The following is a 24,119-nucleotide window of genomic DNA, read 5'->3' on the forward strand; positions in this document are numbered from 1 at the left end:
CCGTGGAGCTGTTCGACGGCGGCGACCACGTCCGGCGGCAGGTTCGCCGATTCATCCAGCCCCGGAGCCTGGGAGCCGAGCAGCAGCATCACCAGCCGGTAGCAGTCGTGGTCCCAGCCGGACAAGGCGCGCATCGCCCGCCCCCGCAGCTGCTGCCAGGCGGTGACGTTGCGGGTGGCGGTGGCGTCGATCAGCAGGTTGGGCCGGATGACGTTCCAGCCGGTGCGGGCCCAGGGGGAGACGATGACCATGTTCACCGGCAGCGATTCCGCATCGACGATACGGGAGGTCAGGTCGTACATCAGCTGCTTGCGATCGCCATCGGCCATCCGCACCACGAAGAACTTCTGCAGCTCGCCGCTGACCTGTCGCAGTTCGGCCAGGCGGGGCTCGGAAAAGCGGGTGGCGATCATGGCGTAATCGAAGAAGGTTCCGACCCATTTGGCCAGGTACTGGTGCTTCAGATCCAGGCGCGCCAGCAGCTTCTCACCGGTCGGGCCGAGCCCGGCCCGGCGGATCTGCCGGCGGAACCCCTTGAGCACCTCGCGGTTGAATTCCCCGGCGCGGGCGGCATGAACCGACCCCAGATCGGCCACGTAGCGCTTCAGAGCGCTGGCCAGGGCCGAGGCCAACAGGTCTGCATCGGCTTTGGCCAGCTCGAGCCCCTGGGTCACCAGGCCGAAGAGGGCGCGCCCCTGCTGACCGAGGAGGATCTCCTGGCGGATAAACCCGGCGACCTGTTCGGGCAGGGGACTCTGCCCGGCCCAGGGAAAGTATATTTCGCTGGAGAGGACCTCCATGGGGGTGAAGCGGCCGTCGCCGAGCATTTCGGCGAAGAGTCCGGCAACACCGCTGTAGCCGGGCGTTGCCACCCCCCGCTCCCAGGGGATCCGCTTGCCGGTATCGAAGACGATGATCCCCGAGACCGGCCGGATCGAGCGTTCGGCCTGGACAATCGCCTTGATGCAGTCGACCCGCCCCTCGCCGGCCCGCAGGTAGAAGCTCTTCAAACTGTCGTAGAGGCCGACGACGGTAGTGGCCAACCCGTCCCGCACCCCCTCCGCCAGCTGGACCAGCGAAGTCGACTCGGCGGGGAGCCGGTGCAGCGCCGCCGCATCCAGGGTGGTGGCGAAGCCGGCGGCCTCGAGGCGCCGGACAATATCGGGCAGGTAGATCTGCCCCCGCAATTTTTCGCGGATCGCCTCCAGCCGCGTGCAGAGCATCTCGAACTGCCGGAGCCGGGCTTCTCGCTCGGCAGGGGCAAAGCCGTCTGTCACCAGCGCCTGGTCCGACCAGCCGCGGGCCAGCTGCACCAATATGAGCAGGTGCAGCTCGTTCATGGTCAGGGGGCCGCCCGACTCCCAGGCGCTGAAGCGCTCGGCCAGGGCCCGCTCCCGGTTGGCGCGCCCGGCGTACATGCGCAGGATGTCCCGCCCCAGGGCCACCCGCTCATCCAGGGGAATCGCGGCAAAGAGGCCGCGCAGCCGGTCGCTTCCCGCCAGCTCGACAAACTCGTGAATGATGATTTTGTACTCGTCCAGCAGCACCCGCACCTGCTGCTCGCGGTCGGAATAGGCGAAGGGGATCCCCAGCTCGGCGAAGGGGGCGACGAAGCCGTAGGCGATCAGGTCGGCGGCCGGCATGGTGTAGACCAGCTGAAGCCCGAGGCTGGCGAAGCGCCGGCGGTAGGCGGCGGCGGTGCCGGAAAAGCCGATCATCCCGCTGAGGGTGCCGTCGCGCAGCCACTCGGTCAGCAGCCGGGTCACCTCCGCCGAGATGCTCCGCGGGTCTTCCACCACCTTGTGCACCTCGTCGAGGATCACGTAGCGGATGGCGTTTCCCTGGAGGAAGATCTCGATGGAATTCTGGTCGAAGCCCCCCTTCCCCGTGGCCGAGCCGGCCTGAGCCAGGGCGGCGTAGGTCATGACGATCACCGCCGGCGAGATGCCGGTGGCCGCTACCTCCGCGTCCAGGGCCGCCTGGGTGCCGGCAAAGATCATGTCCGGGGCCATCCGCAGCCCGGTCGGCTTGTGGCAGAGTTCGCCGAACCACTGCTGCTGATAGTTGACGGTGGGGACCAGCACCAGGATCGACTGGCCGGGGGCCAGGGTGCGCAGCCAGTCCTGGATGCACATCATGCCGATCAGGGTCTTGCCGCTGCCGGTGGGGGCCTCGATCACCTGCCCCTGGTAGCCGTAGCCGCGAAAAATGGCGAAGGCGTCGGTCTGGTAGGGCCGGGGAACCAGGGAACCGATCAGGTCGGCATGGTGCCAGGGAACCAGGTCGGGGGCTACCGACGGCGGACCGAGCAGCTCCCGAGCCGCGGCGATGAAGAGCTCGGCCGTCTCGGCGCCGAAACCGCTCAGCTTGTGGAGGAATTCCCGGAACGTCTGCCGCCGGTCGACGATGGCCGCCAGGCCGTGGAAGCCCCCCTGCTCGAAATAGGGGTACAGCTCCTCCCCCAGCAACGCTTCGAGCCCGGCCTGGTCCAGGTTGGTGGCGACGTAAACCCGGTGACTGCGGCGGTAGCCCTCTTCTCCACCGGTCAAGTGGCCGGTCGCCGACAGGTTCTCCAGGTGCTCCCGGATAATTTTTTCGCCGGCGTTTGCCAGCAGGTGCAATTCGTTCACCCGGGTCGTCAGGTCGGCCAGAGAAAGGGGAACCGCCGACTCCTGCAGCACCTCGACGATCAGGTCCTCGATGAGGCGACGGCGGTGCCGTTTGTCCAGGGTCAGGGCAATGGGGACGCTGGACGGGGCGATGTCGTGCATGTGGTGGAAGGGGTGATGCAGCGCCACCAGGTTGCGCAGGGAGGCCTGCAGCAGCGGTTCCTGGCGATCGAGCAGGGCGTGGCGCAGGATGGCGAGGGTTTTGCCGTAGTAGCGGGCGAGGATGTAGAACCGCTCGCGCATGGCCGCGAAGTCGCCCCGCGCCAGGTCCTTCTCGAAGTCGCGGTGAATCGCATCGGCGAAACCCTGGGCCTCCCAGTAGCGGCGCGGGGTGACCGCCGAAGCCGCGGCCGTGGCGGCCAGCTCGGCCACCGGCTCCATCATCGGCGCCGGTTCGCTGTCGAGGGTTGGTTCCAGCTCCTCGTCGCGCGGACCGTCGGTATCCATGCATCCTCCATCGAAAAAGAGCAGAAGGCATCAGGTCATGGCGTGGCCAACTTGCCTTTGCGGATCAGTGCCACCTTCACCCGCTCGATCAGTTCCCGCGGGCTGAAGGGCTTGATGATGTAGTCGTCGGCCCCGCCGGAGAGCCCCTTGATGACATCGGCCTCCTGGCCCCGAGCGGTCAAAAGGAGGATAACCGGCGCCTGCGGGCCGAGCTGCGCCTTCACCTCGGCCACCACCTGGTAGCCGTCCTTCTTCGGCATCATCACATCGACGATCATCAGGTCGGGACGCTCGGCCAGGGCCTTGGCCACCCCCTCCTCCCCGTCGCGGGCGGTGGTAACCTGGTAGCCCGCCTTGGTCAGCTTCACCTCCAGCAGGTGGAGCACATCGGCTTCGTCGTCAATCGCCAGGATGCGCATGGTCATGGGAACCCTCCTCTGGGCTTAACCTGAAAGAGCCTGGTGCCGTTTGTCCGAACGCGAGGATTAAACGTGCAGAAGCCCGCCAAATCCGCCGGGATATTTCATTATAAAATGGAATTGCGCCCCGTCAACCGGGCCCACGCGGCCAGCCCTGCAATCCCCCCCGGCAGAAGAGCTGCCATGACAGCCCGCTCGGAGCGAGTGTCCCGTGCGGCGAACTCACCGCACGGGACGCTAGCCATCGCATCTTCCCGCATGCTACCATGCACGATCAGGCACGACAGGCAACCAACGGAACGCGCACATGAACTGGCAGGTCTACATCATCCTCTGCTCGGACGACTCCCTCTACACCGGCATTACCACCGACGTCGATCGGCGCTACGCCCAGCACCTCGCCGGGACGGGGGCCAAGTACTTTCGCGGCCGTTCTCCGCGCCGCCTGGTCTACCTGGAGGGGGGCCATGACCGCAGCAGCGCCAGCCGCCGCGAAGCGCAGATCAAGAGGCTGCGCCCGGTCGATAAACGTCGCCTGACCTGCTCTCCGGGCAACCAGCTTGAGCAAACGTCCGGGGTCGAATCCGGCGGCCGCGCCCAGGCTGCCACGTCCTGACCCCCGCACCGTCTCGGCGCAATTTCGTCCGCCCGTCCCGCCAATGACAACAGCATCCTGAGGTTACAGTGAAAAACAAACTTTTGCGCCTTGCCGAGCTCATCCAGGAAGGGTTCCCTGAAAATATCGTGGAAGTCTTCAAGTCCAACGAAAGCCAGACCTCGGCGGAGCGCCTCGCCATGGCCAACAAGGCCATAACCTTTCACCAGGGGCGCGCCGAAACGCTGTGGCTCCAGGCGGAAAAGAAGAGAACGTCCGAAGAACGGCGCGCCGCGGCGCAGGCCGAAATCTCCGCCTTTGTCTTCGCCTATCTCACTGGGGATGCCAAAGAATACGCCGACAGCGCCGTTGAGGCGATGCGGATCCTCGGCCGGCAGGACGAACTGGACCTGGTCAGAAAGCTCACCAGGGGGTAATTGCTGGCTGGTGCCGCGGCGGGACAGGTACGGGAGGGTGTTTTTACGCTGAAGGGTGCGCCGGGCGGGACCGGCGGCTATTCGATGGTGCCGGTCACCGTGCGCCGGCCCCACTCAAGCGCCCGCCGGTGGGAGTAGAAAAAGAGGTCGAGCCGGTTTTCCCCCTGGATGGCCGAGCCCTTGTCCTCTACCCGCCCCCAGCCGTAGCCGGGAAGATAAATGCGGGTGCCGGGGTCATAGTATTTCCAGTCGGCGGCAATGGTTCCATCATGGGAGAACCAGAACCAGGGGAGGATCAGGCGGTGCGGAAGGGTCCAGGGGTGGCTCAGGGTATCAACGGAGATCAGCCCGTCGTACGGCTGCCGCGGCTTGGTGCCGCTGGCGGTGAGCCCGGTGTAGACGTCCCCCTTGTTCGGCCCCGCGTTGAAATGGCGGTTCCAGAAATCGGGAAAATCCCGTGACCACGCGCAGCAGGACGAACAGTCGCAATAGCCCGTGGCGAGAAATTCCTGCTGCCGAACCGACGCACACCCGCTCAGCAGGCTGAGCAGCACCAGCACAAGTAAAAACCGCATGTTCCAGCCCTCTGTCCCCTCGAATCCTTTGTATTGCCGCCAAATGGCGACAGGCGAATCTGTCTCAATATCGGCAACTTACCGGCCTACATCCAAAGGGCTGTTGCCTTAGGGCGACGAAATATCCCCGAAAAACTCTTCTTTGGCCGCCCCGCCCGCCAACACAACACATTAACCAGCCGATAACATGCCACTTTTCCAAGAGGGCACAATTCGTGCTCATAAAAAAAGGCACATAAAAGTCGCCCTTGCCTGTTGGGCGCAACCTCTTTTCAGGGAGAAATGATGAACGATCATAGCACAAAAACCGCAGGCCCGACCGAACTGTCCCCCCATGAGCAGGAGCTTCTGACCTACTATCGATCCCTGACCACCTTCAACCAGCGGCGGGTTTTCACCATCGCAAGAAACGCCTACGAAGATGTACGGCGGGCGAACCTGTTTCGTGAGAACAATTACCAGACCAAAAAGGGGTGACCGCCGGGACAGGGCTCAGAGACCATACCGAGGCGCTGATCGTTCCTGCGTTTCCCGCCGGCGGAGCCGGGTCGGGCCTGGCGACAGATCATAACTTCGGCACTTCGGCCGCCTCGAGAATCTGCACCACGCGCTTGGCGTACCCCGCCGTCATGGCCGCCGCGGGGATGAAGAAGAAGGCGTTCTGGTCGTGATACAGGAGAAAACCGGGGTCGAGCCGGCGGTAGCCGACGAAATTATTCCAGGGCTGGCTATAGCCTGCGTTGCCGCTGCGCACCGAGATTTCTTCCGGCGCAACCGACACCGTCAGCTCCTTGCCGAAAAAGGGGTGGCGGCTGGCGTTGCGAAGCGACTTGACGACCAGGATCTGTTTCGACAAGACGCCGAAAAAGCCGGTTGCCAGCAGCAGCGCGGCGACCACCCTCGATTCGTAAAACCCGCCAAAACCGAATGAACCGATGACGATGCACGCCACGCCCCAGATGTAGCGCAGCTTCAACGAGCGGTCGCAGCTGTAGTGGGCCTCGAAAAAAAGGCGCCAGAGATCTTTGGTGAGCTGATAAGTAATGATAATGGTTTCAGGCATGGACTTATCGCATTTCGGCGAGGATTAGAGTAATAAACGGCGACCAGTGACCGTTTTACAACATGAGTGTTGTTTTGTCTCGGGATTTCTGGGCAAGCAAGGCGTCCGGAACGCATCCGCACGCCGGGAAAAGGGCCGGGCAAGACCGGGCCCGGCTCTCCATGACGATCGAGACAGTGTCTTTTCCGACACGTTACTGTAAAGAAAACACAACAGTTAGAAACACCGACGGTTGCCTCTGATGCTCCCGGCGTATTGATTCCGGGCGGTTATTAGAGTTTACTTAGTTGGCAAGATCCTTGCTTTTTTAAATCATCACCTAATGTCTCAAGTGCAGAACACCCAGGGGCAGACTCTCCCTGAAGGCGCCCTGTCCGAGCAGTCCATTGCTCTGCCGACTCCATACGACGCAGATCGGCTGCACTTGAATTGAGTAAACGGAGGACCCTCATGAGAACTCTTCATATGTTTCATATGCGCTGCATCCCCAAAAATACTTCGTCAAAATGTTCTAAAATCGACTGTTCCTATCTGCAGCGGATTCGCTCTTTCCTGCTTCGGGACGTGCTGCCCTTGCTGGTCATGGTGATCATTCTCAGCATTTGCGCCCTGTTCGTCGCCGAGAAAATCTACCAGGCCAAGGCGTCCCGCACCGTCAACATGGTCGAGGGCGGCTCTCAGCCAAAGCCTCCCCCGCCTCAGTGACTTAGAGGGATCTCCCGGCGAGTTCAGCCCCTTCCGGCGCGCCCGCATCGGCGGCGACCCTGTTGACCTGCACTTTTCCCACCATCACAGCTTGTTCTCCCGCGTCGATAATGGCATAGTGCGCCAAATAATAATTGGGTAGCTTGGCCTGAGCCGCTACAGGCTTGCCGGCAACAAGCGACCCGGGATGGGTCCGCGGCCGCCTTGACATCGGTTCCGGTCTCGCTCCCATCCGCCTTCGCTTACCAACACCGCACAGGTACACAGGAAAGGTAGAAAAAGATGGTTCCGTCATCCGTCATCAAGGCCTGGGAAGCTCTTCAGGAGTCCAGAAAAGTCGCTATTTCCCGCGCATGCGCCAAGAAGCAGCCGTTCATCTTCTCCCGCTGGACCGAAGCGGCCGGGCTGAAAAACTTTCGTCACGACACCCTGGTCAACCGCAAAGCCGGTTCTGCCGCACGCCTCGACGCGGTTCTCTTCGAAACCGAGGAAGGTCAGCTGGCCATGGACCTGCTGGTTTCCTACTTTACCGAGATGGCACCGGCAATCAATGACCTGTGTCTCGAAATGGTGGAAAAAGTCGGGGATCATGATGCCGAGGCCAAGCTGAGGATTTATGCGAAGGTTGCGCACATCCACAAAGACTCCCCGCTGATCGGGCTTTACCTGGCAACGCTGCTCTGGGTCGAAGAGTTCAACGAAGAAGACCTCGCCACCGTCGAAGCGCTGGCGGCGGATCTTGCCGCAACGACAGAGGAATAGCAGGCCTACCTGCCGGAGCCGCCCATGAGTCTCACCACAATCGCCACAAGCCTCGCCTGGGGGCTGGCTTGCGGTTACCTGTCCAGCCGCATCCTCGACAGCCTCCTGGGTATGGGGTTCTGCCTGCACGCTCTGCTCACCTGGCGCTGGAAGCGCCTGGCGGGCAAGGTGGCCACGGGGATGGTCAAGCCCGAAAGCAGTTTCAGCCTGCTGTTGAAGCTCACCCTTTGGGCTCTTTTCTTCACGGCGCTGCTGCGTTTCGGTGACGACTTCGCCCGCTACGACCTGCGCTTCGAATATTCCGGAAGTAGCGGCCTGCTCTTTTTTCTGGCCGCCGCGGCGCTGGTCCTCGGCCGCCTGCCGGCCACCCGGCGCAGGCTGGTTCACTACTGGCGGCTGAGCCACCAGGTCGATTACGCCGAGCGGCGACGCCGAACGCAGCTGCTGCGATAAACACGCAACAAGGGGAATGGCTCCGCAGGTGCCGCTCCCCCACTGAAAACACCCCGTTGAGCCGGCCCAAAAACTAAATATCCCACAAGAATTAGACAGGCAGGCAGAATTCAGGTAAAACTAGTCACTCATATCAATCTATGAAGGAGAGAATCATCATGGCTAAAGCAAGCGCCCGTCACATCCTCGTTCCCAGCGAGGCCGACTGCATCACCCTGAAGAACCAGATTGAAGCCGGCAGCGATTTTGCCGACGTCGCCAAGCAGTATTCCAAATGCCCCTCCGGCAAGCAGGGCGGCGAACTCGGCGAATTCTCCCCCGGCCAGATGGTTCGCGAGTTCGACGAAGTGGTTTTCTCCGGCGAAGTCGGCAAGGTGCTCGGCCCGGTCAAGACCCAGTTCGGTTATCACCTGATCGAGATTACCAAGCGAACCGCATAGTTTTTTTTACCGAGAACAGATCCGGAGCCATTTTCGGAGCGCAACTCGGAACGGATCAAAACAAAGCCGCACGGTCGCAGCAAGCGGCCGGCGGCTTTGCCATTTGCCCCCCAACAGAAGAGCCATCCATGATGCCAACCGCCTTTGCCAGCCTCCCGCTCCCCCCTTCGATGCTGCGGAATATTGCTGCCCTCGGCTACAGTGAGATGACCCCGATCCAGGCCCACAGCCTGCCGCCGATACTGGCCGGGAGCGACGTGATCGCGCAGGCCAAGACCGGCAGCGGCAAGACCGCCGCCTTCGGCATCGGCCTGCTGGCGAAACTGGTGGCGGCCCGCTTCTGCGTGCAGGGGCTGGTCTTGTGCCCGACCCGCGAACTTGCCGACCAGGTCGGCAAGGAGCTGCGGCGACTGGCCCGCTTTGCCGATAACATCAAGATCCTCACCCTCTGCGGCGGCGTCCCCTTCGGCCCGCAGCTCGGCTCCCTCGAACACGGCGCCCATATCGTGGTCGGCACCCCGGGGCGCATTCTCGACCACCTGCGGCGCGGCAGCCTCGAGCTGAAAGCCCTGCGGACGCTGGTTCTCGATGAAGCCGACCGCATGCTCGACATGGGCTTTGCCGAGGATCTCGCCAGCATCGTCGCCGCCACGCCGAAAAATCGACAGACCCTGCTCTTCTCGGCCACCTACCCCGAGACAATCGCCGCCATGAGCGCGACGGTGCAGCGCGAACCGGTCATGGTGAAGGTCGAGGCGATCCATGAAAGCGGGCAGATCGAGCAGCTCTTCTTTATGGTGGAGAGCGGCAAGCGGATGGCCGCGGTGGCACGGATTCTCGGCCATTACCGGCCGGAATCGACCCTGGTCTTCTGCAATACCAAGCTGGAGTGCCAGGAAGTCGCCGATGCGCTGAGCGAGCGCGGCTTTTCGGCCCTGGCGATGCACGGCGACCTGGAGCAGCGCGAGCGCGACCAGGTGCTGGCCCGCTTTGCCAACAAGAGCGCGTCGATTCTGGTCGCTACCGATGTCGCGGCGCGCGGTATCGATATCAAGGAACTGACCGCCGTCATCAACTACGAGCTCACCCGCGACCCGGAGGTGCACATCCACCGCATCGGCCGTACCGGTCGCGCCGGCGAGCAGGGGCTGGCCTTAAGCCTGGTGACCGCTGCCGAGAGCCGGCGGGCGGCGGCGATTGAAGAGGTTCTCGGCGAAGCCGTCCCCCGCGCCGAACTCGATACCCTGGCCATGCCCTCAGCCACCCCTTTTGAAGCGCCGATGGTGACCCTGTGCATCGACGGCGGCCGCAAAAACAAGGTGCGCCCCGGCGATATCCTCGGCGCCCTCACCGGCGAGGCGGGCATTGCCGCAAGCGAAGTCGGCAAGATCAACGTCTTCGATTTCCACAGCTACGTCGCTATCCGCCGGGCCAGCGCCAGGCACGCCCTGGCGCGCCTGAGCGCGAACAAAATCAAGGGACGTTTCTTCAAGATCCGTCAATTCAGTTGAGGGTTCCGGGGACTGGCTCCACAGGTGCCTGTCCCCTAATGGCACAGGAAAAGTCCCCTCTCCCCCCTCAAGGCCTTCAGCGCGCCCCTCGATAAATTCGAGTCGAGCTTCCTGCCCTCGTTTTCTGATTTTTTTAGTTTATAGTTTACACATTGCAAACATCTCAAACATTGCAATGCGTATACATCATCAGCTATGGTAGGCGCTGTGAATTCAAAGACAATCCACATACTCCTGGTTGAAGACTCGGAAATGCACGCCAACCTGATCGGGGAGTCGTTGTGCGCCTGCAGTGCGCGCATCCGTCTGACCACCGTCGCCACCCTGGCGGCGGCCCGTGCTTTTCTGGCCGACCACGTTCCAGACCTGGCCCTGGTCGATCTCATGCTCCCCGACGGCAAAGGGACCGAGCTTCTTTGCGCTGATCGCGAGCAGGCCGACTTTCCCGTGGTGCTCCTGACCGCCTCCGGCGACCAGCAGACTGCCGTCGAGGTCATGAAGGCCGGTGCGCTGGACTACCTGGTAAAAGGCGGGATGACCCTGGCCGAACTCCCCAGGGTCGTCGATCGCACCCTGCGCGAATGGGGTCACATCGTTCGCCGGCGGCAGGCGGAAGAGGCGTTACGGCAAAACGAAGAAAAATATCGCCAGCTTTTCGATAACATGCAGGAGGCTGTGGCTATCGACCGGATCATGTATGATCCGGAAGGCCGCCCGGTCGACTGGCTGGTGACAGACATCAATCCCGCCTACGAGGAAATTCTCGGCATCCCCCGAGAAAAAGCGCTTGGCCGACGGGCCAGTGAGCTTTACGGAGAGACGCTCGATCTGGAGCCTATTCTCAGCGTTTATGCCGATGTGGCCGCAACCGGAAAGCCGGCGCAACTGGAGTTCTTCTTCCCCATTTCCCAGAAGCACATCCTGGTTTCGGTCTTCTCCCTGGGCGGCGGCCAGTTTGCCACCCTGACCCGGGACATTACCGCGCGCAAGCGCATGGAGCTCGAGCAGGAACGCCTGCTGGCGGAACAGGAGGCGACCCTCAACGCCATCGCCGACGCGGTGATCATCTACGATCCCGTCGGCATGATCCGCCACATGAATCCGGCGGCTGAAAAGATGCTCGGTTATTCACCCGCGGATCGAAGCAAGGCCCTGGAGGAACGCATCTCCCGGTTCAAGGTCGAGACGCCCGAGGGCGAGCCTTTTGATCTGCAGGAAACCATGCGCCGGGCGGTCGCGGGCGAAACCATGCGGGGTGTCATCGCGGTGCTGCGCCGCCCCGGGGGCAAGGACCTCTGGATGTGCAACAGCGCCGCCGCCATTTATACCCCGGACGGGATAAGGGTGGGAGCCGTCGGAACCTCAGCGGACATTACCGCCCTGCACGACCTGCAGGCGGAGAGGGACCTGTATCTGCACACGATCTCCCATGACCTGCGCACCCCCCTGACCATCATCCAGGGGTATGCGCAACTGCTGCAGGAGGCCTCGAGAATAGACACTGGGGAAGAGCAGCATCGGCTGGCCTGCGATGAAATAGTGCAGGGCACCCAGAGGATGACCCGGATGATCGAGGATTTGGTCGAAACAGCACGTGTGGATGGGGGCCCGCTCACGCTGGAGAAGGAGGCGGTGAATGTCGAGGCCTTTTTCCACCAGCTGGTGGCGAGTCATGCAGGGATCATCGATAAGGAACGTTTGCGGATTGAGACAGCCGAAAGCCTGCCCGAGGTCCCTGCCGATCGACACCGCCTGGAGCGCATCCTGGTTAACCTGCTGAGCAACGCCCAGAAATATTCCCCGCCAGGAAGTTCAGTCCGACTGCGGGCGCAAGCCGGGAAAACGGAGGTCATCATCTCGGTGAGCGACCACGGCCAGGGAATTGACCCGAAAGATCAGCCGCACATCTTCGAGCGTTTCTACCGACCCGAAGGCTCCAGGCGCCGTGACAGTGTCGGGCTCGGTCTCTACATCACCCGGATGCTCGTTGTGGCCCACGGGGGGCGCATCTGGGTCGAGAGTGCTCCGGGCAAGGGGAGCACCTTCTTCTTTACCCTGCCTGCCGCCTGAGCTCAACCGTCCCGCCAGCATCCTCGGAGCCCACACCGCCGATCAGCTCCAGGCTCAGCTGCGCACCAATGAAATCAAAGGTCGTTTTTCAAGATCCGTCAATTCAGCTGATGTTGTCCAAAGACTGGCTCCGCTGCTGCCTGCCCCCCCTTTCTGCTTTGACAATACGCCCTCCCCCCTTGACTTTGCCAACCCCTGCTCGGTCTCTTCAACACAGTTGCATATCCCGTCATGGCAGTTATATTTTCAAAGCACCGCTCCATATGGATTACATCAGAAAGGGGCAATAAAAAGATGCTCGAACGGATCGCTTTGGTCGTGCTGGCTCTCCTTGCTATCTCAACAGGCACCGGCCAGGCAGCAGAGATGATGGAATCGTCACTTGAATTCAGGACCGGTTACCGCAAGGACAAGATCGACTGGAACATAGCCGATGTGGACAACCTTCCGAATATTCTTTCAGAACTGACCTGGGATGACCTTGAAATTTACGATGTCGAGGTTTCCGGCAAATTGCAAATCCCCTTCCACAATCGCTACGATGCCGACGCGGTGCTGAAAGGTTCGCTAGGGTATGGCTGGATTTTCGATGGAGAAAACCAGGATTCTGACTATGACGGCAATAATCGATCTCAAGAATATTCAAGGTCGAACAACGACACCGATGGCGATAACGTTCTTGACGCTTCGATAGGGGGCGGGTTTCGGTTCCGCATGCTGGATGGACGCCTCGCACTGACCCCCCTTGCGGGGCTGTCATACCACGAACAGAATCTCAACATCACGGATGGGGTACAAACCCTTGCCACACCTTCACGCACGCCCCCATTGGGAGCGTTTCCAGGTCTTGACAGCAGTTATGAAACCGAGTGGAGAACGGGGTGGATTGGCATTGATCTCGACTATCAGGCAGGGGCCGCTACACACCTGTTCGGCTCAGCGCAATACCATTGGGCCGATTTCTCAGCGGAAGCGGTCTGGAACCTGCGAAACCGCGGTACGGACGCCTTGGCCCAGAGCCCTAGCTTCAGGCATGCGGCCAATGGAAGCGGGGTGGTGCTTGCGGCCGGAGTGGTCATGAATCTTACGCCGCGCTGGACAATCGATCTGGTTGGCGACTATCAGCACTGGGAGACGGATCGGGGAACGGACACCATCTTCCTCGCCGATGGCACGATCGGAAAAACCTACCTGAACGAAGTCAACTGGAAATCTTCCTCGTTGAGCCTTGGTCTGAAATACCGGTTTTTTTGACCCAAAAAAATCGACAAGCTCCTGGTCGAGAAGCCTGTCCCGTTTACCTGGATAACCAGTACTTGCCTGCTGGTGCCTGCCCCTCCAAGCGATTCCCGCCTCTATAGTCTTTTCCGGATCGAAAACAGGTCGAAAAACAGGTTTACAGACCATACTCGCTCTTTAAGCTGAAAAATGTAGCATCTCCAACGCGTTTCCTTTTATCATGAGGGGCACCGGTGAGCGAAACCGCCTGACCGGCCAAGTCGGACACCAAGGAGCAGGCCATGAAAGCAGCGAGAACCCAGGGACAGCTCGAGGCTGAAATCAGCGATGCGGTTATTCGATTCGAAAAAGAATATATGGGACGAGGACCGCTTGAAACCAAGACCTATATCATTGACGACCTGGTCGTCGTGCGCCTGAAGGGGGTGCTGACGCGCCCCGAATGCCAGCTGGCCGAATCGAATGACGCCTACAACGGTCGGGAGCTGATCAAGCGGATGCGGCATGCGCTCCTCGAGAAAGGGCGCCCGTTGCTGGATGCCGTGGTAAAGGACGTTCTCGGGGTGTCGGTCCGCAGCCTGCATACCGACCTGAGCACCGTCACCGGCGAGCGGGTCATTATTTTCTCCCTTGTAGCCCCGCCGGACATCAGCAACACTTGAAAGGTCTTGACAGGCGGCCACGAAAACTATAATTTCTGCGACTCAAAGGCATAAGCTGCAGAAGGCCAATCAGGCAAGCTGAAGACCAAACCATGCACGACCCAATCCGGGGCATGGCTCTTGTGCCGCAACAAAAGTCTAAGTCAGATTTAAGATCCGCGTCCGGCGGCTTTTAAACTCAATGGGGCTGTGAGTGCTTTTAACGCATTCGCAGCCCTATTTTCATTTCAGGCTGGCGACGCGGCCACCAAGGATGCCCCATGAAAGGCGCGACCCTCTCCACCGATATCCATGCCGCTTGCGAACTGCTGCGGGCCGGCAAGGTTGTTTCCTTCCCCACCGAAACAGTCTACGGCCTGGGGGCCGACGCCGGCAATCCCCTGGCCGTGCGCGGCATCTTCGAGCTGAAGGGGAGACCTGCGGACCACCCGCTCATTGTCCATCTCGCCGACTCGGCAAGCCTTGCTCAGTGGGCCAGCGAGGTCCCTGAAGACGCCTACCGCCTGGCGGAGCACTTCTGGCCGGGCCCGCTGACACTCATTCTGCCGAAAGCCGCTGCGGTTCCGCTGGAGGTGACCGGGGGGCAGGACACGATCGGCCTGCGGGTTCCCGACCATCCCCTGGCCCTCGAACTGCTGCGAACCTTCGGCGGCGGCCTGGCGGCGCCGTCAGCCAACCGGTTCGGACGGATCAGCCCGACCAGCGCGAATCACGTTCGCGACGAGCTGGGGGACCGGATCGAGATGATCCTGGACGGGGGCGACTGTCAGGTCGGTCTCGAATCGACAATCATCAGCCTGGTGGATAACATCCCGCGCCTGCTGCGCCCTGGCGGAATTCCCGCCGCGGAGGTTTCAGCCGTGCTCGGAGGGCGGTTGGAATTCTCCTCCCCGGCCCATTCCAGGGTCCGGGCGCCGGGCATGCTCTCCTCCCATTACGCGCCGACCACCCCGCTGGAGCTGTGTCCGGGCGAGGAACTCTGGCCGCGGGTGCACGCTTTGATCAAAAATGGAGAAAGACCGGCCGTCATGACCCTTGCCCCGGCCGGACGCGGGTTAGAGGTCGAACCCGGCATAGCTCGGGTCGTCATGCCCTCAACGCCGCGGGAATACGCCCGGCAACTCTACGCCACCCTGCGCACCCTCGATGCGGGCGGCCACAGCCGCCTGCTGGTCGAAATACCGCCCGCCACCGGCGAGTGGCTGGCTATTCAGGATCGCCTGCGCCGCGCTGCGACGCCGGCCTAACCATCACCCCCACACAGGAGTACAAAAATGAGCTCAACCGCGATTCACACTGAAACAGAAAACCGCATCCTGGTCGGCATTCTCACCGGCAGCCCCAACGACCTTCCTAAAGTGGTCAAGGTGCGCGACACCCTGGACGAACTCGGAATCCGCAGCGAAATCATCGTCGCCTCGGCCCACCGCACCCCGGACAAGGTCCTCGCCTACCTCGACCGTGCCCACGCCGAAGGGGTGCAGGTGCTGATCGGCTGCGCCGGTGTGGCCGCCCACCTCGCCGGGGTCATCGCCGGCCACACCCGCCTGCCGGTCATCGGCCTGCCCCTGGGCAACGGCCCCCTCTCCGGCCTGGACAGCCTGCTCTCCACCGTGCAGATGCCCCCCGGCGTGCCGGTAGCCACCGTCGCCATCGACGGCGCCCGCAACGCGGCCGTCATGGCGGCGCGGATTCTGGCCCTGAAATACCCGGCCATTGACCAGGCCCTTGAGCAGATGGCAAAGCGCGAACGCCAGCGTTACGACCTCACTGCCGACGAAGCGCTGGCCGCCCTGGCCACCAAGCCCTGCTGCTAAGCTCGGTATAAGCGGACCGTTGACCAGCGGTCATCGACAGTCAAGTTAAGCCACTCGCCATAGGAGGTTCACGTGAAGGATGTAAAGGAATTCGTCGCCGGCTTTCAGCGTTTTCAAAGCGGCGCCGTCGGTCCGGACACCGAACTGTTCGACGAACTCAAGCAGGGGCAAACCCCTCGGGCCCTCCTTATCGGCTGCAGCGACTCGCGGGTCGATCCGGCGATTCTCACCGACTGTGCCCCGGGCGACCTGTTCGTGGTACGCAACGTCGCCAACCTGGTGCCGCCCTGCCAGACCGACGCCAGTTACCACGGGGTCAGCGCCGCCCTCGAATACGCCGTGTGCCACCTCATGGTCGGGCACATCATTGTGCTGGGGCACTCCCAGTGCGGGGGGATCAATGCGCTGATGTCGGGGACCTGCAGCAACGACGAGCACTCCTTCATCGGCCGATGGGTCAAGATCGGCGAACGGGCCAAGCAGAAGGTGCTGCAGGGGCTCCCCGAGAAATCGCCGGAAATGCAGCAGCGCGCCTGCGAACAGGCGTCGATTCTGCTCTCCCTTGACAACCTGATGACCTTCCCCTGGCTGCGGCAACGCGTAGAAGAGGGCTCGCTGGCCCTGCACGGCTGGTATTTTGATCTGCAGGCGGGATCGCTGCTGGGTTATTGCCCAGACTCGGGAAGCTTTGATCCCCTGGTTTAAACACGGCCTGCTTTGTATCATTTTCAAAATGAGAGGGGCACTGCCGGCTGGCAGTGCCCCTCTCTGTTGTCGGCGTTGATTTTTGTGGGGGCGAAGGGAGGGTCGACTCGGCCCGGGAACCGAACCGCGGGCCGAAATTACTGATAGGGAATAAAATCGCTGTACGGCTCCAGCGCTTCGGCATCGGAGTATTTGTTGGTAACCTTCCATTCCCCCCCTTCCATGACCAGGGTGTAGGGGAGCAGAAACTGATCACCGATATCGTCGGTGATCCGGACCACCAGCACCCTGGCATCGAGATAATCAAGCGTCTCGGTAATGGCCCCCTCGACAAAACCACTGCGGAATATGGCCAATTCAGCCATGGGGTCGAGTTGGTTCCTCTCGAAATCGGCCTTTTTTTCAGCAGCGGCCGCTTCCGTCAGAGTCTGGTAATGCCACTCAAGGTCCTCGGCCATGTAAGCCGAGAAAAATGAATTCAAGGCGTTTTCCGGCGTGTCATAAGTGGCCTGCCCCTTGTCGAAAATGACAATCTGCCCATGGGGCGCCGCATAGGAAACCGTTGCCATCATACCTACCAGCAGCACAAGAAATCCGGCAACTATTCTGTTGGCCATCGGGGAAACCTCCGTGTCAGTTCATCATGGAAAGGGCTGAAGGGGACAGACTTTTTCTGTTTTGGAACATCCAGACGGCATTATCCCCGTCAGTAAAGCCGAGACACCCCTTCTTACCCGGCAAAAACCGTCTCGAGCGTACTCTCCACCACATCCGAAATGACGCCAGAAAGCGGCGGATCACTGAGCAGTTTTCGAGCCTTGGCCTCAAACTCCCGGTAGGTCGGAGAACCGAAGGTCTTGTACTTATTCAAGGCGCCAAGAAAAAGCAGGCGCCGCGCTCGGGCAGGGTGTCGATGGCATGCAGATGCCGCGCTGCCTCAAGAACTTCGGCGAACATCTCGTCGTTCAATGCAGAAAGGATCACGCCGTAGAGTTCGTCGGCATCGTCCCAGTGCTGGCGCAGATTGTCCGGCAGCAAGTCGCCCGGTCCACAAAGAGTTCGCGGCCGTACTCGTCGAAAATCTGGATGAGCTCGGGGTCGGCGCGCATCTCCTCGGCCGTGCGCTCTGGCTCGGGCGCAGGCTTGGGGGCATCCTTGCGGGACAGCTTCTTGAAAAACGACATTCAGTCTCCTCACATCAGTAGTTGGGCAGGAACCCAGGGACATCGAGGCACAAGGTCATATACTGCATTGCTTCATGGCGGCCAAAACAGAAAAACCGCCCCCCCGGTATTCACACCGGTAACAGGCGGCCATTAATTGCACCTTGGCGATATCGAATCTCATCCCATCCCCCCAACACCATTAAACAACAGAATCATGAAGATACGTTCAGGATCCTGTTGTGTCAAGTCACGAGGGGTGAGCTGCTGGAAAACCGCTCGGGGGAAAAACCGGTCCCGCTCTATTTATCACTACTGCGCGATTAATTGATCTGTTGCTGCTCCCCTCTTTCTGCTTTTTGACCCAGGTCATATCGCTTCAGAGGTCACAGCGCTTACTATGGGATTATCCACTGGGTACCATACACCCGCTTTCCAACCATACGTAAATTGACAAGGAGCAGAAACCATGAGTAATTGTGCATGCGGCGGCGGACATCACGCCGGTGGGGGCGGCCCTTTCGCCGAAGGGAAAGAGCTGGTCGAATTTGTGGCCCAGGCCCACGGCGGCGGACTGCGAAATGCACCGATCTCCGGCGGTGGCCTGGCCACAACCTGCCAGGGCTGTGGCACCCCGTTCACCTTAGTTACCTTTGTCGGCGCCTGCCCAAAGTGCGCCGGGATTCATGCCGTGGCCCCGCCACGCAGCGACGATGCGACCAACATCCAGTTTGCCGGAGACGGCTACCGGCTCCCCTGATTAGAGAATAAGGTGATTGCCTCGTCACCGGAAGTTTTACCCGCCGGGTTAAGCAAGACCGACTTTCTGTCATTTTTCGTCACAAATAAAGGGGCACAGCCGTATGGCAGTGCCCCTTTATTTGTCGGCGTTGCAGACTGGAGGCAACATTATTTTCTGCGACCTCTTGCATCTAAGGCGAGACGATAAACACCAGGCGATCCGAATCTTGAGCCGTTTTACCATCGCTCCGCAGCCCTTCTACGCTCAATTCCAGAACATTGCGACCCGACTCAAGGGGGAGAGCAACAAACTGTCTCGACCCGGGGAAGGGCTCGAACAACAGACGAATATCCTTCTTATTGAGCGTTGCCGTAAATGTGGCCGGATCGATGGTCCCCCCATAATAGATCTGCAAATCAAAGGAAGTAATCCCTTTTTCCATGGTCGTTGTAGCCTCTTGCGGCTGATGATACCCAAGGAAGGCATTGACATCGGCTGGCCGTTGGCCATGCCCGAAATATAATTTGGGAATAAAATCACTGTACGGCTCCAGCGCTTCATCATCGGAGAATTTGTTGGTAACCTTCCAGTCGCCCCCTTCTTTGACCAGAGTATAGGGTATGAGGAATTGGTCGCCAAGATCGTCAGTGATCCGGACCACCAGCACCCTGGCTTCGAGATAATCAAAGGTCTCGGTAATGGTCCCCTGGACAAAACCACGGCGAAACATGGCCAATTCAACCATCGGGTCGAGTTGATTTTCCTCATTGTCGGCTTTTTCCACCGCAGCGCTCTCTGCGGTCAGGGTCTGAAAGTACCACTTCAGATCCTCGGCCATGCAGGCCGAGAAGAATGAGTTCAAGGCGTTTTCCGGGGTATCATAAGCGGCCTGTCCCTTGTCGAAAATGACGATCTGCCCATTGGGCGCCGCCAGAGAAACCGTTGCCCCCACACATAAAAGTAGCGCAAAAAGTCCTGTAAATACCCTGTTGGCCATCTTGAAAACCTCCGGGTCAGTTCACCATAAATGTTCAGTAATATTAAACAACAGGTCACGCCATCAGGCAGTTTCCGCTTCTTCAGCAAACATCAGCCAAGGCGGCACCGGGCAGCCGAGGGCATCAGCGACCGCCCGGAACAATTCGGCCTCGGCGATCTGGACGGTCTGGTCATACAGCAGAGTTTCCAGGCAGGCAGCCAGCAGCTTGCGCTTGATCAGGCCGCTGGTCGCCGCCAGGGATGCCAGGGCCTGGCTGAGGCTTGAAGGTTCACAATCCTTTGCCGCAAGAAATTCAAAATCGACCTTGGGCTCAAGGAGAATCCGCCTTCCGTGCTCGAAGGCCTGTGCCGCCAGACCTTCGTCCCTGTGGCCGCGACGGGCCAGCAACGAAAGGACACAGGAACATTCCCACACCACCCCCCGTATCCCATAGATCTGCACCAGTTGCCGGCGAGGCCCGGAAAAACGGGCCTCAAGATGGCGCAGCAGAGCCTGTTCCAGGGCAAACTCAAAGAGGCTGCGTTTGCCGTCGGCACCACACAGCTTCTGCACACACGTCTTGAATACCCGGTACTGCTCGGCCGAGAGGTGGCGCAATGCCGGCAGGGCCAGATCCATCAGGGGCAGTCGCAGCTGGGGGGAAAGCTCTTCGAGGTGGGCGTTCAGGCGCTCGACTTCCGCAACGACCCCCTGGTACTCGTCGGCACTGAGGATGTCCAGTTGCCGGTCGCGGATTTTCGAGTCCCGATCCAGCAGCAGGGCATAGATCAGGGCGGAGGCGCCCCGCAGTTCTCGGGCCGCGGTTGTCACCTCCTGGGGCAGTCCGGCCAGCAGGCGTCGCGCCAGTGCGGCATGTTCCTGCAACGGCGCTCCGATGGTCGCCAGGATGGCGGCCGCGGCAGCGCCACTGACGACCGGGACCTTGTCGGCAGGGCGTCGGAAGCCCTGACTCGCCCTGACAATCGGCATCGGTTCCGGGACAGGAAGAGCCGAGACCACAGGAAAGACACCGTCAAAGCCGGGATCGAGTTGAAGGATGCGCTCGGACAGCGGCGGGTGGGTCGACAGGCTGGCGAGCCAGCTCTGCCCCAGACCGCTGCTGAAATACATGTGACTGGCTTCCATCGCCTGGGGATGGCTGATGTGCCCCTCGCCACTGAGGCCGCCTATTTTCTTGAGGGCTCCGGCCAGCCCTAAGGGATTGCGGGTATACTGGACCGCCGACGAGTCGGCGAGGTATTCGCGCTGGCGGGAGATGGCGCTCTTGATCAGGTTGCCGAGAAGCACCCCCAGATACCCCAGCAGGTAGAGGGAAAAACCGAGCACGATGACGGCACCGCCGCTGCGGCTGCGCGTCCGCCCCAGACCGCGCACCAGGCCTTCGCCGACCAGGGCGATCAGCAGCAGGCCGTGCAGCCAGCCGATCAGGCGCAGGTTGATCAGGGTGTCCCCGTTGAGAATGTGACTGAACTCGTGGGCGATCACCCCCTGGAGTTCGTCGCGGTCGAGCAGATGCAGGGCGCCTCTGGTTACCGCGATCACCGCGTCATCGTAGCCGAATCCGGCGGCGAAGGCATTGATGCCCCGCTCCCGCTCCATGACATAGACCTCGGGGACGGGAACGCCGGAGGCAATCGCCATCTCCTCGACCACGTTCAACAGGCGGCGCTCTTCGGGCACCTCGGTGACGGTTGCAACGAGGCGACCGCCGAGCATTTCCGCGACCCGGAATCCCCCCTGGTTCAACTCGCGGATCTTGTAATACGACCCACCGAGAATGACCACAGCCGTGGTCGCGCCGACCGCCAAAAACATGGCCGGATCCCACAGCGGCAGGGGGATGCCCTCGAGCTTGTTCAGCTGCAGCCAGAGATAGGCCACCCGCACCGCCAGGTAGACGCAGACGATAATCAGCGAAACGGCCAGGGCGAAGAGCAACAGCAGCTGCCCGGTCTTCTGGCGGGCCCTTCTCTGCCGGGAAAAAAAATCAAGCATGCCGGTTTCCGGGATCAGGTGAAGGAGACTTGCGGCGCCGCCGCCTCTTCGGTGGACTCAAGCTCAAGCAGGGTCGCCGGGCTGAAATTGAAAAACCCGGAGACAATATTGCTGGGAAAAACCTCGCGGGCCGTATTGTAGAACATGACGGCATCGTTAAAGGCCTGACGGGCGAAGGCGATCCGGTTTTCGGTGGAGGTCAGCTCTTCGCTGAGCTGCGCCATGGTATTGTCGGCCTTCAGCTCGGGATAGGCCTCCACCAGCGCGAACAATCGCCCGAGAGTGCCGCTCAGGGCCCCTTCAGCCCCCATCAGGCCGGCGATGGCCGCCTGATCCGCCGGATTGGCTGAGGCCTTCTTTTCAGCGGAAGCCGCCTGATTGCGGGCGGTGATGACCGCCTCGAGTACTTCCTTTTCGTGCTTCAGGTAGCCCTTTGCCGTCTCCACCAGGTTGGGGATGAGATCGTAGCGCCGCTTGAGCTGAACAGCGATCTGGGCAAAGGCGTTCTTGAACTGGTTTCTCAGCTGCACCAGCCGATTGTAGAGCCAGATGACGTAAAAAATCAGCAGGGCCGACATGGCAAGCATGACAAGAAGAACGATTCCCGTGGCACTCATAATACCTCCTTGAGCGATGTTGTCTCTCAGCGAAAGAACTTGCGTTAAAGATCAAGGAGCGAAACGCACCTTAGATGACAGGCGGGGCGCCTGAATTCCAGATTGATATACGCGTTCATTTTTCACCCAACATTATCTCCTCCGGGCACTCCCCCTCCGGTGAAAACCAGCCCTCTTCGATAAAATCGGTATCGGTGATCTGCCCCAGTTGCCGTTTCATGTATTTCCCTTCGGCCGACACCGCGACATCGCCGTTGGGCAGGTAGATTTCGCCCGTCCCTTCAAACATCCGGCCGTTGTCTTTGGTGATGCGGCCGATCGCCTTGAGAGCCACCCCGAGCGGCACCGGCTTCTTGTATCGCACCTGCAGGTCGACGGTCACGCCGAAGGTGTTCTGATCGTAAAAGGACATGATCGCCCGCCCGATCGTTTCGTCGAGGATGGCCGCCGAGATGCCGCCATGGGTCACGCCGGGATAACTCTGGTGTTCTTTGCGCGGCTGAAACAGCCCGATCACTTCGTTGGCGGCGGTCTGGTAGAACCGGGTCTTAAGCCCGAACGGGTTTTCGGTGCCGCAGATCATGCAGTCTTTGGAGATATTCTGGCTTTTGATGATTTTGTGGCTCATCGGTATCCTTCGGCTTCGGCTGCCTGTTAAAACCAGGTACTGCCGGGCTCCAGCGATTTCCCATCCGGCCGGCTCTGGGTTATGAGATCGATCCGTTTCTGTTGTTCTTCCGAATAAACTGTCAGTTCCTTCAATTGCCAGCCCTCAATCTCTTTGCTGGCAAAGACATGAGCGGTGGCCTCCCCCTTGGGGCCGGCTATGGTGTAACTCAAAACGGCCCGCCCCGTCCCACCGCTGGCCTGGACGTTGCCGATAATCAACAAGCCGGGAGAAACCGGTTCGCCAACCAGTTCGATCACCTGCGGATCATGTTGCAGCACGTCAAGCGAGAGCCTGTAGGCGTCGCTGTATTTCATGATGCCGGTGATTAAAAAGAAGAAGGCCGAAAGACTGACAACGACAATAATCAAGCCGGAGATCGCCCAGCGCTTCTGGGTCGCCTTGAAATGCTCGACACTCTTCCAGGTTTTATTCTGCCAGGCCCACTGGTTGCCCTTCGCACCGAGCACGAACGGCATCACCATGCCGACCAAGGGGACGAACATGAGCAGCGCGATAAAGGTGCTGTTGCCGACCCCCCAGATCCAGTTAAGCAAGAAGGCGCCCCAGTTCCACCCCCGGATGGCTTCGGGAACGGGCGTGCCTTTGCCCTGGCCGGAGTTGTTTTCACACACAAATTCAAAATCCAAAATCCGCTCCATCGATTATCGGGATCACGCTCAAGACTCACTGATGCCGTAATTAAGTTTGCAATGAGAAGCAGGCTACGCCTTACAATTGGCACAGGTCAACCAGAAAACCCGCAAAAGTCCCCTTGCCCTCATCTGTCATTAACTGCTAAATTAACGGAACAGCCCCTAGAGACAATCCGCCCCAGGAGACTTCATGACCGGCTCACAGACCAATAAAGACGATCAACTCGTCGCCCAGATGCGCAAAGAGGAAGACGCGCGCCAGGCCGGATACCGGGAAAAAGCCCTGAAACTCTTCCCCCACGTCTGCGGCCGCTGCACCCGCGAGTTTGAGGGCAAGAAGCTACGCGAGCTGACGGTGCACCACCGGGACCACAACCACGACAACAATCCGTCCGACGGCAGCAACTGGGAATTGCTGTGCCTCTACTGCCACGACCATGAGCATACCCGCGGCATCCAGGAGCAGCGCAGCGCAGACACCTCAGCGGGCCGCCCGGACAAACCCTCGCTGGCTCACTCCCCCTTTGCCGCGCTTGCTGAGCGGTTCAAGAAATCCTGAAGTCCTGGGGGGACGCTAGGCTCCCCCTAGTTTCTTCAACTCCGCCAGAATCCTCACCATCGCCAACGTATCCAACCTACAATACGCCAGCAGGTCCCGCCGAATTTCCGCCAAACGCGTCGGATCCTCCGTCGTACACATTTCACGATAG

The 24,119-nt window shown here is 60.7% G+C and carries 28 protein-coding genes; 16 read left to right on the forward strand and 12 right to left on the reverse strand.

Going from position 1 to position 24,119, the window contains the following annotated elements; translation table 11 throughout:
• Both ABYV89_RS03345 and ABYV89_RS03350 read right to left on the reverse strand, forming a co-directional pair.
• Nucleotides 1-3,116 (reverse strand): DEAD/DEAH box helicase (locus ABYV89_RS03345; RefSeq protein WP_432821509.1); only part of this gene is annotated, 3,116 nt, incomplete at its 3' end.
• Between the two features lie 35 nt (nt 3,117-3,151).
• Complete coding sequence (locus ABYV89_RS03350; RefSeq protein ID WP_432821510.1) at nt 3,152-3,541, reverse strand: response regulator transcription factor; 390 nt, start codon at nt 3,539-3,541, stop codon at nt 3,152-3,154.
• 301 nt (nt 3,542-3,842) lie between these two features.
• On the opposite strand from ABYV89_RS03350, the gene ABYV89_RS03355 reads away from it, so the two are divergent.
• Nucleotides 3,843-4,151 carry a GIY-YIG nuclease family protein gene (locus ABYV89_RS03355; RefSeq protein WP_432821511.1) on the forward strand — a complete coding sequence of 103 codons (309 nt, stop codon included), beginning with the start codon at nt 3,843-3,845 and terminating at the stop codon, nt 4,149-4,151.
• 68 nt (nt 4,152-4,219) lie between these two features.
• On the forward strand, nt 4,220-4,567 hold the full coding sequence (locus tag ABYV89_RS03360; RefSeq protein ID WP_432821512.1) for a hypothetical protein: 348 nt from the start codon (nt 4,220-4,222) through the stop codon (nt 4,565-4,567).
• A 77-nt stretch (nt 4,568-4,644) separates the two neighbouring features.
• Here the strand turns inward: ABYV89_RS03360 and ABYV89_RS03365 are convergent, their stop codons facing one another.
• Nucleotides 4,645-5,142: a 3D domain-containing protein gene (locus tag ABYV89_RS03365; RefSeq protein WP_432821513.1), complete on the reverse strand. Its 498-nt coding sequence runs from the start codon at nt 5,140-5,142 to the stop codon at nt 4,645-4,647.
• Between the two features lie 285 nt (nt 5,143-5,427).
• On the opposite strand from ABYV89_RS03365, the gene ABYV89_RS03370 reads away from it, so the two are divergent.
• Nucleotides 5,428-5,619, forward strand: coding sequence for a hypothetical protein (locus ABYV89_RS03370; protein ID WP_432821514.1), 192 nt, complete (start codon nt 5,428-5,430; stop codon nt 5,617-5,619).
• Between the two features lie 88 nt (nt 5,620-5,707).
• Here ABYV89_RS03370 and ABYV89_RS03375 read toward each other — a convergent pair whose 3' ends face one another.
• Entirely contained in the window at nt 5,708-6,205 is a 498-nt protein-coding gene (locus ABYV89_RS03375) for a YcxB family protein (RefSeq protein ID WP_432821515.1), read from the reverse strand.
• Between the two features lie 450 nt (nt 6,206-6,655).
• On the opposite strand from ABYV89_RS03375, the gene ABYV89_RS03380 reads away from it, so the two are divergent.
• The 11 genes from ABYV89_RS03380 to ABYV89_RS03430 all read left to right on the forward strand — a co-directional run bounded on the left by ABYV89_RS03380 (nt 6,656) and on the right by ABYV89_RS03430 (nt 16,569).
• Complete coding sequence (locus tag ABYV89_RS03380; protein WP_432821516.1) at nt 6,656-6,910, forward strand: hypothetical protein; 255 nt, start codon at nt 6,656-6,658, stop codon at nt 6,908-6,910.
• A 282-nt stretch (nt 6,911-7,192) separates the two neighbouring features.
• Nucleotides 7,193-7,672 carry a hypothetical protein gene (locus ABYV89_RS03385; RefSeq protein WP_432821517.1) on the forward strand — a complete coding sequence of 160 codons (480 nt, stop codon included), beginning with the start codon at nt 7,193-7,195 and terminating at the stop codon, nt 7,670-7,672.
• Between the two features lie 24 nt (nt 7,673-7,696).
• Entirely contained in the window at nt 7,697-8,125 is a 429-nt protein-coding gene (locus ABYV89_RS03390) for a hypothetical protein (protein WP_432821518.1), read from the forward strand.
• A gap of 158 nt (nt 8,126-8,283) precedes the next feature.
• Nucleotides 8,284-8,565, forward strand: a complete 282-nt coding sequence (locus ABYV89_RS03395) for a peptidylprolyl isomerase (protein ID WP_432821519.1) — start codon at nt 8,284-8,286, stop codon at nt 8,563-8,565.
• A gap of 128 nt (nt 8,566-8,693) precedes the next feature.
• Entirely contained in the window at nt 8,694-10,076 is a 1,383-nt protein-coding gene (gene dbpA, locus ABYV89_RS03400; protein WP_432821520.1) for an ATP-dependent RNA helicase DbpA, read from the forward strand.
• Nucleotides 10,077-10,283: 207 nt separating this feature from the next.
• Nucleotides 10,284-12,146 (forward strand): ATP-binding protein, encoded by a 1,863-nt coding sequence (locus tag ABYV89_RS03405; protein WP_432821521.1) that lies wholly within the window; start codon nt 10,284-10,286, stop codon nt 12,144-12,146.
• A gap of 294 nt (nt 12,147-12,440) precedes the next feature.
• Nucleotides 12,441-13,400: an autotransporter outer membrane beta-barrel domain-containing protein gene (locus tag ABYV89_RS03410; protein ID WP_432821522.1), complete on the forward strand. Its 960-nt coding sequence runs from the start codon at nt 12,441-12,443 to the stop codon at nt 13,398-13,400.
• A 266-nt stretch (nt 13,401-13,666) separates the two neighbouring features.
• On the forward strand, nt 13,667-14,047 hold the full coding sequence (locus ABYV89_RS03415) for a DUF2294 domain-containing protein (RefSeq protein ID WP_432821523.1): 381 nt from the start codon (nt 13,667-13,669) through the stop codon (nt 14,045-14,047).
• A gap of 260 nt (nt 14,048-14,307) precedes the next feature.
• Nucleotides 14,308-15,294, forward strand: coding sequence for an L-threonylcarbamoyladenylate synthase (locus ABYV89_RS03420; protein ID WP_432821524.1), 987 nt, complete (start codon nt 14,308-14,310; stop codon nt 15,292-15,294).
• A 27-nt stretch (nt 15,295-15,321) separates the two neighbouring features.
• Nucleotides 15,322-15,864 carry a 5-(carboxyamino)imidazole ribonucleotide mutase gene (gene purE / locus ABYV89_RS03425; RefSeq protein ID WP_432821525.1) on the forward strand — a complete coding sequence of 181 codons (543 nt, stop codon included), beginning with the start codon at nt 15,322-15,324 and terminating at the stop codon, nt 15,862-15,864.
• 72 nt (nt 15,865-15,936) lie between these two features.
• Nucleotides 15,937-16,569: a carbonic anhydrase gene (locus ABYV89_RS03430; protein WP_432821526.1), complete on the forward strand. Its 633-nt coding sequence runs from the start codon at nt 15,937-15,939 to the stop codon at nt 16,567-16,569.
• Between the two features lie 137 nt (nt 16,570-16,706).
• On the opposite strand, the gene ABYV89_RS03435 is transcribed toward ABYV89_RS03430, so the two are convergent.
• The 3 genes from ABYV89_RS03435 to ABYV89_RS03445 all read right to left on the reverse strand — a co-directional run bounded on the left by ABYV89_RS03435 (nt 16,707) and on the right by ABYV89_RS03445 (nt 17,607).
• A complete protein-coding gene (locus tag ABYV89_RS03435) occupies nt 16,707-17,186 on the reverse strand; it encodes a hypothetical protein (protein WP_432821527.1) in 480 nt (159 codons plus the stop codon).
• Between the two features lie 113 nt (nt 17,187-17,299).
• On the reverse strand, nt 17,300-17,440 hold the full coding sequence (locus ABYV89_RS03440; protein WP_432821528.1) for a hypothetical protein: 141 nt from the start codon (nt 17,438-17,440) through the stop codon (nt 17,300-17,302).
• Nucleotides 17,437-17,607: a hypothetical protein gene (locus ABYV89_RS03445; RefSeq protein ID WP_432821529.1), complete on the reverse strand. Its 171-nt coding sequence runs from the start codon at nt 17,605-17,607 to the stop codon at nt 17,437-17,439. Before ABYV89_RS03445 ends, ABYV89_RS03440 begins: the two co-directional genes overlap by 4 nt.
• A gap of 594 nt (nt 17,608-18,201) precedes the next feature.
• Here ABYV89_RS03445 and ABYV89_RS03450 point away from each other — a divergent pair.
• A complete protein-coding gene (locus ABYV89_RS03450; RefSeq protein WP_432821530.1) occupies nt 18,202-18,492 on the forward strand; it encodes a hypothetical protein in 291 nt (96 codons plus the stop codon).
• 172 nt (nt 18,493-18,664) lie between these two features.
• On the opposite strand, the gene ABYV89_RS03455 is transcribed toward ABYV89_RS03450, so the two are convergent.
• From ABYV89_RS03455 to ABYV89_RS03475, 5 genes are all read right to left on the reverse strand, one after another.
• A complete protein-coding gene (locus tag ABYV89_RS03455) occupies nt 18,665-19,471 on the reverse strand; it encodes a hypothetical protein (protein ID WP_432821531.1) in 807 nt (268 codons plus the stop codon).
• A 63-nt stretch (nt 19,472-19,534) separates the two neighbouring features.
• Nucleotides 19,535-21,469, reverse strand: coding sequence for a M48 family metallopeptidase (locus ABYV89_RS03460; protein ID WP_432821532.1), 1,935 nt, complete (start codon nt 21,467-21,469; stop codon nt 19,535-19,537).
• Nucleotides 21,470-21,483: 14 nt separating this feature from the next.
• Entirely contained in the window at nt 21,484-22,086 is a 603-nt protein-coding gene (locus ABYV89_RS03465; RefSeq protein WP_432821533.1) for a LemA family protein, read from the reverse strand.
• A 115-nt stretch (nt 22,087-22,201) separates the two neighbouring features.
• On the reverse strand, nt 22,202-22,714 hold the full coding sequence (locus ABYV89_RS03470) for a PaaI family thioesterase (protein WP_432821534.1): 513 nt from the start codon (nt 22,712-22,714) through the stop codon (nt 22,202-22,204).
• Nucleotides 22,715-22,740: 26 nt separating this feature from the next.
• Nucleotides 22,741-23,403, reverse strand: a complete 663-nt coding sequence (locus ABYV89_RS03475; RefSeq protein ID WP_432821535.1) for a cytochrome c oxidase assembly factor Coa1 family protein — start codon at nt 23,401-23,403, stop codon at nt 22,741-22,743.
• A 196-nt stretch (nt 23,404-23,599) separates the two neighbouring features.
• On the opposite strand from ABYV89_RS03475, the gene ABYV89_RS03480 reads away from it, so the two are divergent.
• Nucleotides 23,600-23,968 carry a YajD family HNH nuclease gene (locus ABYV89_RS03480; RefSeq protein ID WP_432821536.1) on the forward strand — a complete coding sequence of 123 codons (369 nt, stop codon included), beginning with the start codon at nt 23,600-23,602 and terminating at the stop codon, nt 23,966-23,968.
• Nucleotides 23,969-24,119 lie beyond the last annotated feature (151 nt).

Origin of the sequence: Trichloromonas sp., from assembly GCF_041583255.1 — a bacterium.
GTDB lineage: Bacteria > Desulfobacterota > Desulfuromonadia > Desulfuromonadales > Trichloromonadaceae > Trichloromonas.